This is a genomic window from Coriobacteriaceae bacterium (genome assembly GCA_025992855.1).
Lineage (GTDB): Bacteria > Actinomycetota > Coriobacteriia > Coriobacteriales > Coriobacteriaceae > Collinsella.
This window is the reverse complement of sequence record DAJPGB010000001.1, coordinates 1,444,959-1,458,571: the sequence shown is the minus strand read 5'-3', so window position 1 is coordinate 1,458,571 and position 13,613 is coordinate 1,444,959. Positions and strand designations below refer to the sequence as shown.

10 protein-coding genes and 2 tRNA genes are annotated in these 13,613 nt (G+C 62.3%); all 12 read right to left on the bottom strand.

Annotation, left to right across the window (positions count from 1 at the left end):
• Positions 1-2 precede the first annotated feature (2 nt).
• On the bottom strand, positions 3-1,664 hold the full coding sequence (locus OIL88_06120; GenBank protein ID HJI71939.1) for a DAK2 domain-containing protein: 1,662 nt from the start codon (positions 1,662-1,664) through the stop codon (positions 3-5).
• Positions 1,665-1,691: 27 nt separating this feature from the next.
• Positions 1,692-2,048 carry an Asp23/Gls24 family envelope stress response protein gene (locus OIL88_06115; protein HJI71938.1) on the bottom strand — a complete coding sequence of 119 codons (357 nt, stop codon included), beginning with the start codon at positions 2,046-2,048 and terminating at the stop codon, positions 1,692-1,694.
• Positions 2,049-2,242: 194 nt separating this feature from the next.
• Positions 2,243-2,317: transfer RNA gene (locus OIL88_06110), tRNA-Asn, on the bottom strand.
• Between the two features lie 34 nt (positions 2,318-2,351).
• A tRNA-Asn gene (locus OIL88_06105) sits at positions 2,352-2,426 on the bottom strand.
• A gap of 161 nt (positions 2,427-2,587) precedes the next feature.
• Positions 2,588-3,937, bottom strand: coding sequence for an RNA polymerase sigma factor RpoD (rpoD, locus tag OIL88_06100; protein HJI71937.1), 1,350 nt, complete (start codon positions 3,935-3,937; stop codon positions 2,588-2,590).
• 110 nt (positions 3,938-4,047) lie between these two features.
• A complete protein-coding gene (dnaG, locus tag OIL88_06095) occupies positions 4,048-6,156 on the bottom strand; it encodes a DNA primase (protein ID HJI71936.1) in 2,109 nt (702 codons plus the stop codon).
• Entirely contained in the window at positions 6,149-7,156 is a 1,008-nt protein-coding gene (ribF, locus tag OIL88_06090; protein HJI71935.1) for a riboflavin biosynthesis protein RibF, read from the bottom strand. Before ribF ends, dnaG begins: the two co-directional genes overlap by 8 nt.
• Entirely contained in the window at positions 7,153-8,085 is a 933-nt protein-coding gene (truB, locus tag OIL88_06085; GenBank protein ID HJI71934.1) for a tRNA pseudouridine(55) synthase TruB, read from the bottom strand. Before truB ends, ribF begins: the two co-directional genes overlap by 4 nt.
• A 15-nt stretch (positions 8,086-8,100) precedes the next feature.
• Entirely contained in the window at positions 8,101-9,144 is a 1,044-nt protein-coding gene (locus OIL88_06080) for a DHHA1 domain-containing protein (GenBank protein ID HJI71933.1), read from the bottom strand.
• Complete coding sequence (rbfA, locus tag OIL88_06075) at positions 9,137-9,547, bottom strand: 30S ribosome-binding factor RbfA (protein HJI71932.1); 411 nt, start codon at positions 9,545-9,547, stop codon at positions 9,137-9,139. The genes OIL88_06080 and rbfA overlap by 8 nt, the downstream gene beginning before the upstream one ends.
• A gap of 11 nt (positions 9,548-9,558) precedes the next feature.
• Positions 9,559-12,273, bottom strand: a complete 2,715-nt coding sequence (gene infB, locus OIL88_06070) for a translation initiation factor IF-2 (protein HJI71931.1) — start codon at positions 12,271-12,273, stop codon at positions 9,559-9,561.
• Between the two features lie 91 nt (positions 12,274-12,364).
• Positions 12,365-13,612, bottom strand: a complete 1,248-nt coding sequence (nusA, locus tag OIL88_06065) for a transcription termination factor NusA (protein HJI71930.1) — start codon at positions 13,610-13,612, stop codon at positions 12,365-12,367.
• Position 13,613 lies beyond the last annotated feature (1 nt).

Below are 13,613 nucleotides of genomic sequence, written 5' to 3'. Positions count from 1 at the left end.
GCCTACTCGATCGAGAAGATCACGGGATAGAGCGGCTGCTCGCCACGATGGGCGTCGATCTCCAGGTCGGGCTGAGCCTCCTCGATAGCGTCGACGATCTCCTGGAAGGCTTCATCGGACAGCTCCTCGCCGGCCAGAATCGTCAGCGCGTCGCCCTCCTCTTCCTCCTGCATGCGGTTGATGCAATCGAGCGTGACCTGCTTCACGTCGGAGCCGACGACATCGATGGAGCCGGCAATGATGCCCATGACGTCACCGGAGTGAATTGGCGAACCGTCGGAGGCGCTGGAGTCGCGCACGGCGCGGGTGACCTCGCCATCGCGGACCTCGCTGATGGCGTCGACCATAGCGGCGACGGCATCCTCGAGCTCGGAATCGGGCAGGACCGCGAACAGCGCGGAGAAGGCCTGCGGAACGGTCTTGGTGGGAACGACGGCGACCTTCTTGTCGGTGCAGGCTGAGGCAGCGGCCTCAGCGGCCATGCGGATGTTGCCGTTGTTGGGCAGAATGATGATCGAGGTCGCGTTGACCTGGTCAACAGCGCCCAGCAGGTCTGCAGTCGAGGGGTTCATGGTCTGACCACCCGACACGATCACGTCGACGCCGAGGGACTTGAGGATGTCTGCCTCGCCGGACCCAGCGGCAACGGCGACAAAGCCCAGCGCCTTGGCGGGCTCGGCGGCCTTTTCCTGGTCCTCATGAATCTTGGCGGTACGGTCGTGGGCCTCCATCTCCATGTTGTGGATAAAGACCTCGTAGATCTGACCAAGCTGAAGCATGTGCTCGAGCACCAGGTTGGGGGTGTTGGAGTGCACGTGGATCTTGTAATCGGGGTAGGCGCCCACGAGTAGCTCACAGTCGCCCATGGAACCCAGGAACTTAAGGCACTCATCCTCGTCAAAGGGAGCGTCAGCCTTAAAGAGGAACTCGTTGCAGTAGCGGAACTCCGAGCCCTCCCAGTCGTCGTTGGCCTCGATCTCAACGCGATTGAGGGCCGCGTCGCGGGCAGAGCCAGCGGAATCAAACGTGGCGGAGAAATCCTCGACAACGGTGCTGCGGCCAAGCGCGGCGGCAACAAAGTTCTCCAGGAAGATGGCAAAGCCAAAGGCGCCGGAGTCGACCACGCCGTTCTCCTTCAGAACGGGCAGAAGGTCGGGCGTGCGAGCGACAGACTGATATGCCTCGACGACGATAGCGTCGAGCGCGTCCTCGGCCGAGAACTTCTTCTTTTCGCACTCGTCGGCCTTGGTCGAGACATCGCGCAGCACCGTGAGAATCGTGCCCTCGATGGGCTTACGGACGGCCTGGAAGGCAACCTTGACGGCGCGGCGGAACGCATAGGCGATGTTGGCGGACGTGATGGGCTCATCAGCAGAGACGAGACCCTCGGCCACGCCGCGCAGGATCTGAGAGGTGATGACGCCGGAGTTGCCGCGGGCACCCATCAGGGAGCCGTGGGTGATGGCGCCGGCGATGGCCTCCATATCGGCATCGGCGGGAAGGGCGGAAAGCTCCTTGGTCACCGAGGCGAGCGTGAGCGACATATTGGTGCCGGTATCGCCATCGGGTACGGGGAAGACGTTGAGCTTGTTGATCTCCTCGGCCTTGTCGGAAACGGCAGCCGCAGCGATCGGAAAACAGGTGCGAATGGTCTTTGCAATCATGGGTATTTGAATCTCCGTTTTCGGATGCTAGTTCAGACGGCTCTTGAGCGCGTCGATGTGAATGCCGATCTTAAGGCTGGCGGGATCGATCTGGGCGATCTCCTGCAGGGTGAAGGCAACGGAGCTCGAAAGATTGTGGCAGACGGACTTCATGTTGACGCCGTTCTCGAGCACGACGTGAAGATCGACCGTAAGGCCGTTCTCGTCGGCGGAGACAAGCACGCCCTTGCGGAGGCGCTGACCGGCAAGCAGGCGCACGCTCTCGGCGCCCTGGAGCTGCTCAGCCATACCGACGACGCCATAGCACGTCATCGCGGCATAACCGGCAATATCGGCAATAACGTCGTTCGAGACGCTCAGGCTGCCGTTGATGGTCTCAGACACAAGAATCTCCTTATCTGGTGCTCACGGCACCATGTCGTGGGAGCAATCATTGCAATATTCTACAACGACCGCGCCATGTTGAGGTGATGGGTCGCGGGATTACATCCTCGACACGAAATGTTGATATGGCAACGTTCGCGAACGGCGATCGCGGCATGAAAAAACCCGCCGCATAAGCGACGGGTTTTACAACCTGGCTCCCCGGGTAGGACTCGAACCTACAACAGCGCGGTTAACAGCCGCGTGCTCTACCATTGAGCTACCGAGGAATTAAAAAGCCCAGCGGAATGGGCTGAGAAATTCTGGCTCCCCGGGTAGGACTCGAACCTACAACAGCGCGGTTAACAGCCGCGTGCTCTACCATTGAGCTACCGAGGAATAGGTGCGTGCTCTCAAGCAACGAAATTTATTATACGGACGAATCAGCTCAGGGCAAGAACTTTTTTGAGAATTTTTCCGACCTAGTCGTTTAAGAACGTCCCCAACGACTACATGAAAGCGCCCCCGAGCGAATGTGCTTGAGGGCGCTTATTGCTTGACTAGCTTTCGATGTAGTCCTTCAGCTTGCTACTGCGGCTGGGGTGGCGGAGCTTGGCCAAGGTCTTGGACTCGATCTGGCGGATACGCTCGCGCGTGACGCCAAACTCGCGGCCGACTTCCTCGAGCGTACGGGGATGTCCGTCGACAAGACCAAAGCGCAGCTCGATAACCTTGCGCTCACGATCGGCAAGCGAGTCGAGCACCTGGGTGAGCTGCTCCTGCAGCATGGAGAAGCTGGCAGCATCGGGCGGAACGATGGCCTGGGAGTCCTCGATGAAGTCGCCCAGCTGGGAATCCTCTTCCTCGCCGATGGGGGTCTCGAGCGACACGGGCTCCTGCGAGATCTTCTGGATCTCGCGGACGCGGTCGGCGCTCATGTCCATCTCGGCACCGATCTCCTCGGGGGTCGGGTCGCGGCCCAGGTCCTGAAGGAGCTGGCGCTGCACGCGGACGAGCTTGTTGATGGTCTCGACCATGTGTACGGGAATACGGATGGTACGGGCCTGGTCGGCAATGGCGCGCGTAATGGCCTGACGGATCCACCACGTGGCGTACGTGGAGAACTTGAAGCCCTTCTGGTAGTCGAACTTCTCGACTGCGCGAATCAGACCGAGGTTGCCCTCCTGGATCAGGTCCAGGAACAGCATGCCGCGACCGACGTAGCGCTTGGCGATGGAGACGACCAGACGCAGGTTGGCGCTGATGAGCGCCTGCTTGGCCTCGAGACCCACGTTCTCGATACGGGTCAGGCGACGTATCTCGGCGCGGGTAAGCTCGATCTCGCCCGCCTCGGCGGCCTCGAGCTTCTCGGTGGCCTCAAGACCGGCCTCGATCTTCATAGCCAAATCGACCTCTTCGGAAGCGGTCAGCAGGTCGACCTTGCCGATCTCCTTGAGGTACATACGAACCGGATCGCCGGTCAGCATCACCGTGGAGGCATCGATGCCACGCACGCGCGAGCGTGAACGGGACGTGCGCACGGTGCGCTTCTTCTTGCTCTTGGAAGAACCCATCTCGGCGTCGGCCTGACGGGCCATCTTGAGCTCGTGATCGTCGAGCGAGCCGGAATCGTGCTCGTCGTCGTCATCGAAATCGTCAGTATCGTTATCGGTGTCGTCATCGTCGACGTCCATGGGGGCGTCGTCGTTTCCGCTCGCGGAGATAATCTGGATGCCACTATTGCGCAGCGCGGAATACACCGCGGTGAGCTGCTCGTCAGAAACATCGATATCCTTCAGGGCGACCTGAATCTCGTCCTCGGTTACCGAAGTCCTGTTTGAGCCGTTGCCCATGAGCTTTGCAACGTAGGATTCCAGCCCAGTACCCGTGCTCTCAGTCTTTTTTGGCACAGATTCTCCCTTCATAGTCCACAGGACTCAATACTTTAGCACACACATAGGCGTCTATACCCAAAAAGAGGACTGGATATAGGCGAGAATACGCTGGTTGACCACAACATCTAGGCCTGTTCGGTGCCTACGGCCTCCAGACCGATCAAACGGAACGGGTCCGCCACGCCGCCGATAGACTTTTGCAGCTCGCGTTGACGCTGCGAATCCTGCGCGGCCTGCACGGTCAGCGCGTGACGGGCCTCATCATCGAGCGAACGGTCCTGGCGCAGCTTGGCCTGTGCGGCACGCATGCGGCGCTTGATGGTGTAGAGCTCGAGCGTATCGAGCATGAACACGATGTTTGTCTCGGTGGGGTGCTTGCTCGTCGCCGAGATGCGCCCGGCACTCACAAGCGTTGCCGCCTCGGGACACACCGAGCGCGCCGCATCCATGCAGGCTGCAGGATCGGTTCCCGGCGGCGTTGCCAGCACGGCCCATGCGATGGACTCGTGACGTGGATCAACCCACTCGATAGAGCAGATGCGGTCGGCATACGTTCGGAACAGGTCGGGGTAGCTCGTAAGCATCGTCAACAGCTCGCGCTCCCCTGCCAAGGACTTGCGTTCAAGATCAGTAAGAACCATCGGCGCCATGGCAGCCGGTGCGCCCGAACCGTCAGCCACAGGCACAGCACCCATACCATCAGGCACATCGATCGGCGGCAGATCGTCGACGACCTCCACGGGCGCGGCACCGTAGACATCGAGCGGGACGTAGTCGTACGGCTCTTCTTCGACCGGCGCGGACACCGGCGGCGTCGCGCCCGATGCCCAAGCACCGCGACCGGCATCGCGAGAACTCGACGCCCGACTGCCCGTCCCGCCGGACCGCTCAGCCTGTGCCCGCTGACGCTCATAGTTCTGCTCACGGCGACGCTCCGCATCCTCGCGCTTGGCGACATCGCGAAACACGCGGCCCGAGCTCGCACGCACTGTCTCCAGATCCAAACCCAGCAGATCGGCAATCTGGATAAAGTACGTATCGATCATATAGCTATCGCGCAGCGGATAGATAAGCGTCAGTGCATCTTCCAGCGCCTTGGCGCGACCGCCCGGCGTGGTGATGTCGCTCGACTCCTGCAGCGAACGGTAGACAAAGTCCATGAGGGGCTCGGCAGCGTCGATGCGCGCCTGCAGCTCCTGTCCACCATGCGCCGTGATGAACTCCATGGGATCGTTGCCGTCGGGCAGCACCACGCAGCGAAGGTCCATCGAATCCTGCTCGATAAACTGAATCGCGCGACGGGCGGCCTTCTGGCCCGCGGCATCGCCGTCGAACATATACACGATGCGCTTGGCAAAGCGGGTGAGCGTCTTGACGTGATGCTCCGTGAGCGCGGTGCCCAACGTAGCGACGACGTTTTTAATCCCCGCCTCCCAACAAGCGATGCAGTCGGTATAGCCCTCCACCACGATGGCGGTATCCTGCGCGACGATATACTCCTTGGCCCAATTAAAGCCATAGAGGTTTCGCTTTTTATGAAACACGCTCGTCTCGGCGGTGTTGAGGTACTTGGGTTGGCCGTCTCCCATGATACGACCGCCAAAGGCGATGTTGTGACCCTGCTCATCAAAGATGGGAAACATCACGCGGTCGTAGAAGCGGTCGGCAAGCTGCCCGCGCCCGCGGCTCACAGCCACGTTGGCGTCGATCATCTCCTGCGGAGTAAAGCCCGCCTGCGACAGATGAGCTACCAGCATGTTACGACCCGGAGCAAAGCCCAGGCAGTAGCGGCGGCAGACGTCGCCACCCATGCCGCGGCTGGCAAAGTACTCGCGCGGACGACCGTCCTTACCGCGCATAAGCATGGTGTGATAGAACAGGGCGGTCTCGGCGCACAGATCGTAGATGCGGGCACGCTTGGTACCGCGCTCGCGGCGATCTCCGGTGTCATGCAGCTCAATACCCGCGCGATCGGCCAAGTAACGGATTGACTCGGGAAAGCTCAGGTTCTCGCGCTTCATGATATAGGTGAAGACGTCGCCACCCTCGCCGCAGCCAAAGCAATGCCACACCTGCGTGGCGGGAATAATGTGGAAGGACGGAGTCTTTTCGCCATGAAACGGGCAGCAGCCCCAAAACTCATGGCCGCGGGGCTTGAGCTCAACCGTTTCCTGCACGATGGCAACCAGGTCGGACGCAGCGCGTACCTGATCTTTTTCCTCATCGCTAATCACGGATGCCCACCCCTTGCTCACCCAAGTTGTGACGAATGTCCTCGATATTCCCCTCGACGGTCGCAATCAACTCATCCAGCGATTCGAACACACGCGAGGGACGCAGCCAGCGCGTAAACGCCAGCGAAACGGAAGCGCCGTACAGGTCGCCCGTATAACCAATTAAGTTAGCCTCGAGATGCGATGAAGCGGCATCATCGGCGTACGTCGGCGGCAGGCCGACGTTAACGGCAGCAGGCCATACGGTGTCATCGACGAGCACCAGGCCCTCATACACGCCATCGGCAGGCACCTGAATGCCGTCGGGAACCTGCAGGTTTGCCGTGGGAAAGCCCATGCCAGAACCCTCATGACGGCCGCGAACAACACCGCCACGCAGCATATACGGGCGGCCGAGCAACTCAGCAGCAAGCTCCACATGGCCCTGTCCCAGCTCATGACGAATGCGGGTGGCGCAAATGGCCTCACCGCCCTCGCAAAGCAGGTCGTGACCATACACGTCAACGCCGTGCTCGGAACCCCAGGCGCGCATCTCGGCAACACCAGAAGCACCGCCGCGACCCAGCCTAAAGTCGCTGCCAACGCGAATCGAACGAATGTCGACCACGCGTGACAGCAGTGCGAGAAAACCGACATGGTCGAGTGCCGCAACCTCAGGCGTAAAGGGAACGGCCACCACCGTATCGACCCCGGTCTGAGCCAAGGCATGTAGACGGTCGGCCGTCGTCATCAATTTTTGAGCGGGCGAAGGGCTCACCACAACGTCCGGGTCGGGATCGAAAGTGACCACGACCGCCTTGCAGCCATGGGCACGGGCATCACGGACAAGCGCTTCGATGAGTTCCTGGTGTCCACGGTGCACACCATCGAACACGCCGATGGCAATCGATGCGGCACCCAAGTGCTCGCACTCATCAAACGCATCGGCAGTAACGATGCGAGCCTCGTCCGACTCGCCCGCGAAAAAGATACGCGCGAGCTCGCGAGCGGACAACATCATCGAACACCGCCGATTGCCTGCGGAAACACGTGCTCCATGACAAAGCGGCCACTCTCAATGCGGGCTAGCGCCTTGAGTCCCCCATCGAGCACCAACGCAAAAGGCGACTTCGAGGTATCGAAATCGGCAAGCGCACGCTCAACGGGAATGCGTCGGCCGCAGAGCAGATCGTCGGCAAGATTGCCAGGCACGTCAACACGCGTGGCGCCCAGGGCTGCAATGGGATCCAGAGCAAAGCCAGCCGCGGAATCGGGAGAAAGCTCCTCGACCGCATGACATGCGCCAATAGAAACAACACCGGAGGCCGTGCGGCGCAGCGCGGAAATGTGCGCGGCGCTCTCGCAGGCGCGGCCCAAGTCGCGAGCGAGTGCACGGATATAGGTGCCCTTGCTCACCGAGAACGCCACGGTCCACACACACGTATCACCTTCGCCTCCCACGGCGATCAGGTCGGCGGCATAGACCTCGACGGGGCGCGCGGGCAACTCAACAGCATTGCCCTCGCGAGCAGACTTGTACGCGCGAACGCCGTTGACCGAGATGGCCGAAAACGCCGGCGGCACCTGCATCTGTGGGCCAAGCATGGCAGCCAAGCGCTCGCGGGCATAGGCGGGATCGCGCAACTCGGGAGCAACGGCAACCGTGCGGACGGCTTCGCCCTCCGAATCATCGGTATTGGTCTCGGCGCCAAACGAGATGTCGGCGACATAGCTTTTGGTATCGAGGGTTAGCATGCCCAGCAGACGGGTGGCCTGGCCAACACCCACCACCATGACACCCGATGCCATGGGGTCGAGCGTGCCGGCATGGCCGACGCGCCGCTCATGGAGGGCGCGTCGGCATTGCGAAACCACGTCGTGGGACGTGCAGCCCACCGGCTTATCGACGGCGAGCAGCATATTCAGTTGAGAAGGCGTACGACGAGCCATGTACCATCCAAAAAGTTAAAGCTCGACGGTCACCGAAGCGGGATCCTCCCCTACCAGTTCGGCCAGCATGGGAAGTGCCACGGTGAGCGTCTCGAGAATCGTTCCGTTGTTGGAGAAACCGGCGGCGGCGGGATGTCCGCCTCCGCCAAAAGCAGCAGCGATCTCGGACACGTTGAGGTCGCCCTTGGAGCGCAGGTTGCCGCGCACCTTGGTATCGCCCTCAATGCCCTTCAGGAACAGGCAGACCTCGACGCCCATCACCGAGCGCACCACATCGACTAGGCCGTCGCACTCATCCGAGGTGACACCGCAAGCCTCAAGGTCACTCTGGTACGCGTAACTATACGCAACGCGCCCGTGGGCCACCGTCTTGATGCGGCCCATAACGATGGACTTGAGGTGTAAAAATTCAACGCGCATGCTCTGGTAGACCTCGAGTGCCACACGCGCCGGATCGGCACCGTGGGCAACCAGACGCGAGGCTGCATGGAATGCGGCGGCATCGGCGTTTTGGTACTGGAAACGGCCGGTATCGGTAACCAAGCCACACAGCAGGCAGGTCGCAACGCCATCACGTGCGACAATGCCGCAATTGTCCAAGAAGCGGTCGATGATCATGGCACAGGCTGCAGCTTCGACGCGCCTCAGGCTGAGCTCGGCAAACTCCTCGCGCGCCGGATGGTGATCGAAGCACACCACATGCTTGGAGCGACGAAGCACCTCGGCGGAATTATTGAGACGCTCGACGACCGGCACGTCCACCGAGATGAACAGGTCCGGATTGCCGGTATACGCAGATGCCGGTACCAGGCGATCGGAGCCTTCCATAAAGCGGTAGATGCGCGGAACCGGGTCATCGTCTGCCAGCAGCAGCGCAATGTCCTTGTTGGGGAAAAACTTCATGAGCGAAAGGCCCAGACCCAACACGGAGCCCAAGGCATCACCATCGGGAGAAGTATGTCCCGAAATCGCAATGGAGGACGCACCCTCGATGAGCTCGAGGATGCGTCGCTGAATATCTGCAGACTCGCACGAGGCGAGGTCGGCGGAATTAGTCATCTAAAGCTGCCTCCTGGGCGGCATCCGCTATCGGATAGCCGTCCTCGTCCTTTTCGATCGCAAGCGTGGCGGGAACGTTTTCCAGCGCACGCGTGATGCGCTCGGCCTCATCGGTCGAGCGATCGATGCGAAAATCGAGCTCGGGCGTGACACGCCAATCGAGCGAGCGAGCCAACAGGCTGCGAATACGGCCCTTGGCGCTTGCGAGCGCCTCCATGACCTCGTCGTAGCGGCTCGCATCGCACGACACGTACACGCGCGCGAACGAACGGTCCACCGCGACCTCGACCGCGGTCAAAGTAACCAGGTCGAGACGCGGATCGGAAACCTCAAAGAGCAGGATATAACCAAGCTTCTCGCGAAGCTGCTCGCCCAGACGGCGGGTTGCCTGCGTTTGCTTCATAGCGCTACCCCCTACTCGGTACGGGCAACCTGGTCGATGCGGTAACCCTCGATCTGGTCGCCGGGCTTGATGTCCTGGAAGTTCTCCAGACCAATGCCGCCCTCGGAACCGCTCTTGAGGCTCTTGGCCTCGTCCTTGTAGTGGCGCATCGAGGCGATCTTGCCGTTGAAGACCACGATACCGTCGCGCACCAGACGCACGGAATCGGTCGCGGCGATCTCGCCCTCTTCGACGCGGACACCGGCGGCGATACCGACTTTGGGCACCTTGAAGGTGTCCAGGACGGTCGCGGTACCCGTGGAGACCTCGACCTCGGTGGGCTTGAGCATGCCGATACGGGCAGCGTCGAGCTCCTCGAGGCACTTGTAGATGACGTCGTAGCAACGGATCTCGACGCCCTCGCGCTCGGCGGCGGAGCGCGCCTTACCGTCGGGACGGACGCCAAAGCCGATGATGATGGCGTTGGAAGCGTCGGCCAGGACGACGTCGGTCTCGTTGATGGCACCAACGGCGGAGTGGATCGTGTTGATACGAACCTCGGACTGATCCATCTTGTCGAGCGAGTCCTGAAGGGCCTCGATGGAACCCTGGACGTCGGCCTTGATGATCAGGTTGAGCTCCTTGACCTCGGCGTCGGCAATGGTCTCGAAGAGGTTCTCGAGCGTGACGTGCTTCACGCGGCTCTGCTCCTCGATACGAGCCTTGAGCGAACGCTCGTCGGCCAAGGCGCGAGCCTCGCGCTCGTCCTCGAACACGCGGAACTCGTCACCGGCGTTGGGCACGGACTGCAGGCCCAGGATCTCGACGGCGTCGGAGGGACCGGCCTCGGTGACGGCGCGGCCCTTGGGGTCGAGCATGGCGCGGACGCGACCGTAGGTAAGGCCGGCGACCAGTGTATCGCCTACATGCAGGGTACCGCGGGTCACGAGCACGGTAGCGACCGAGCCGCGGCCCTTGTCGAGCTTGGCCTCGAGGACGTTGCCGGAGGCAAAGGTGTCGGGGTTGGCCTTGAGCTCGAGTACATCGGCCTGGAGCAGCACGGTCTCGAGCAGATCGTCGATACCGATCTTCTGCTTCGCCGAGATGTTGACGAACATGTTCTGTCCGCCCCACTCCTCGGGGATGACACCGTACTCGGTGAGCTCCTGGCGCACGCGGTCGGGGTTGGCACCCGGCTTATCGATCTTGTTGACGGCGACGACGATGGGTACGCCGGCGGCCTTGGCGTGGTTAATCGACTCGACGGTCTGTGGCATGACGCCGTCGTCGGCAGCCACGATTAGAATGACGATATCGGTCACCTTGGCACCACGGGCACGCATAGCCGTAAAGGTAGCGTGACCCGGGGTATCGATGAAGGTGATCTTTCGGTCGTTGATCATGACCTGCGAAGCACCGATGGCCTGCGTAATGCCGCCAGCCTCGCCGGCAGCGACACCGGTGTGACGGATGGCGTCGAGGAGGCTCGTCTTGCCGTGGTCGACGTGGCCCATGACGGTGACGACCGGGGCGCGCGGCTTAAGGTCGGCGGGATCGTCGTAGAACGAGAAGGTGTTCTCCTCCTCGGGGGTGATGATCTTGATCTGACGGCCCAGGTCGTCGGCAACGAGCTCGACGAGGTCGTCGGACATGGACTGCGTCATAGTGAGCGGCGTGCCCAGCAGGAACAGGCGCTTGATGATGTCGTTGGCCGGAACGTCGAGGGCCTCAGCAAGCTCCTGGACGGTAACGCCCTGGGAGACCTTGATGGCGTCGAGCTCCTCGGGGTTCACACCCTGGGCCAACGCCTCCTCTATCTTGCGCTCCTCCTGAGCCTTGGCAGCCTCGCGCTCGCGCTTCTCCTTGCGCTTCTTGCGGCGACCGGTGGACTCGCGAGAGGCCTCCTCGACGGCGGCACGAGCCTCCTCGAGTACCTTCTCGCGGCTGTACTCCTCGGCCTCGCGAGCCATGCGGCTATAGTGGTCCTCTTCGTTGTTGTGACCGCCCTTGCGTTTCTTGCCCTTGCCCTGCTTATCGGGGTTGGGGAAGTCCATGCCGGCAGCGACGTTGTTGCTGGCGTTGGTGCGATGGCTGTGCGGACGGCTCTCGGAGGCGTTGCGCTCGGAGTTGTTGTCGGAAGCGTTGCGATCGTTACGACGGCCACCGCGGCGGTCGTTGTTGCCGCCACGACGGTTACCGCGCTCGGCGGCGCGCTCGGCCTTGGCCTTGTCCTCGGCGTCCTTCTTCTCCTTGAGCACGGTCTCCTGTGCGGCGATCTGGTCGAGCAGCGAACGGAAGCGCGAACCGGAGTCGGAAGCGGGAACGGCGCGGCGCTGGGCCTCGCGGGCAGCCTCCTCCTTCTCGCGGGCAAGGCGCTCCTGCTCGGCTTTCTTCTTGGCCTCAGCCTCGGCGCGGGCGGCCTCCTCGGCAGCCTGGGCTGCGGCAAACTGGCGGCGCTCCTCCTCGCGCGCCTTCTCGGCGGCGATGCGCTCGCGCTCGGCCTCGGCGGCGCGAGCGGCTTCCTCGGCGGCAGCTGCCTGCTCCTCGGCCTGCTTGGCGGCCTCGACTTCCTGAGCGCGGGCCTCGATCACCGAGGCGAGCTGCTTGCGGACCATGGCGACATAAGCGTCCTCCAAAGTGGAGGAAGCGGACTTAGCGGGAATCTTCATATCGGCGAGATGACCCATCAGTTCCTTGGAGGTCATGCCGAACTCTTTGGCCAGGGTGGACACACGGACTTTTGCCATATGACTTCACCTACCCTTTCTGGCACCTTAGGTGCCTAGAGACTGAACGAGCGTGGGAGACGCGCCGGGACCCGCCCGGCGCGACCGCGCGCTAGATCAGGTCCTCCGCATCATCGAAGGCGTCGGTGTCGTGGACACCGCAGAAACGGGAGCCGGGACGAGCCTGGTTGCGGCACTGGATGCCGTCCTCGGACACGTACTCGCAGCGACGGACGTCCTCGTCCTCCTCGTCACCGATCAGGTCGGCGGCGGGCTCCTCGTGAACGGGAACGTTCTTGAGGATGTCGGCGGCAAGCGTCTCGGACTTGATGTCGATGTGCCAGCCGGTCAGGCGCGCGGCGAGGCGGGCGTTCTGGCCCTCCTTGCCGATGGCGAGGGACAGCTGGTCGTCGGGCACGATGACGCCGGCGTAGGCCTTCTCCTCGTCGATGAGGACGCGGGTGACCTTAGCGGGCGACAGGGCGTTGGCGACGTAGACGGCAGGATCGGCATCCCACAGGATGACGTCGACGCGCTCGCCACGGAGCTCGCCCACGACAGCGCGAACACGGCTGCCCTTGGGGCCGACGCAGGCGCCCACGGGATCCAGACGGTCGTCGAGCGAGTGGACGGCGACCTTGGAGCGCTGGCCAGGCTCGCGGGCGATCGACTTGATCTGGACGGTGCCCTCATAGATCTCGGGCACCTCCTGCTCAAACAGACGACGCATGAGCTCGGGGTGGGTACGGGAGATGACAATCGGCGGACGGCTGTGCTCGCCACGAACCGGCTGCAGGTTGGAGTTGGGGTCGCGAACGTCGATGATCACGGCCTTGATATGCTGGTTGTGCAGGTAGCGCTCGCCCATCGGGCGCTCGTTGCGCTCGTTCTCGTAACGGCGCTGATCGAAGTGCGGCAGCTCGGCCTCGACGCCTTCGCGAATCTTGACGATCGTGAAGTCGGGCGTGGACTGCAGCACGGTACCGCTGATGAGGTCACCGATGCGGCCGGAGAACTCCTCGTAGATCTGCTCGCGGGCGGAGTTACGCACGATGGCGTTGATCTCGGCCTTGGCGTGCTGGGCAGCGATACGGCTCGTGTTCTTGGGGGTGACGTCGATCTCCTCGAACTCGGTGAAGTTGCCCTCCTCGTCCATGGAATCGTCGATCGGCTCCAGGCGGTAGACGTAGATCTTGCCGGTGGTGCGGTCGATGGTCACCTTGGCGCCCCACTCAAGATGCAGGATCTCGGCATAGCTCTTGGCGAGCGACTGCTCCAGGCGGTCGATCAGGTAGAGCTGGTCGATGTGCTTCTCCTGGCAAAGCTCCATCAGGGCGGACATCATGTCGGATGCTGCCATC

What these genes read in the sequence shown, in the direction of transcription:
- OIL88_06120 (HJI71939.1), bottom strand. Translation starts at nt 1,664, where the DNA reads ATGATTGCAAAGACCATTCGCACCTGTTTTCCGATCGCTGCGGCTGCC.
- ribF (HJI71935.1), bottom strand. Translation starts at nt 7,156, where the DNA reads ATGATGTTGTCCGCTCGCGAGCTCGCGCGTATCTTTTTCGCGGGCGAG.
- truB (HJI71934.1), bottom strand. Translation starts at nt 8,085, where the DNA reads ATGGCTCGTCGTACGCCTTCTCAACTGAATATGCTGCTCGCCGTCGAT.
- OIL88_06080 (HJI71933.1), bottom strand. Translation starts at nt 9,144, where the DNA reads ATGACTAATTCCGCCGACCTCGCCTCGTGCGAGTCTGCAGATATTCAG.
- rbfA (HJI71932.1), bottom strand. Translation starts at nt 9,547, where the DNA reads ATGAAGCAAACGCAGGCAACCCGCCGTCTGGGCGAGCAGCTTCGCGAG.
- infB (HJI71931.1), bottom strand. Translation starts at nt 12,273, where the DNA reads ATGGCAAAAGTCCGTGTGTCCACCCTGGCCAAAGAGTTCGGCATGACC.
- nusA (HJI71930.1), bottom strand. Translation starts at nt 13,612, where the DNA reads ATGGCAGCATCCGACATGATGTCCGCCCTGATGGAGCTTTGCCAGGAG.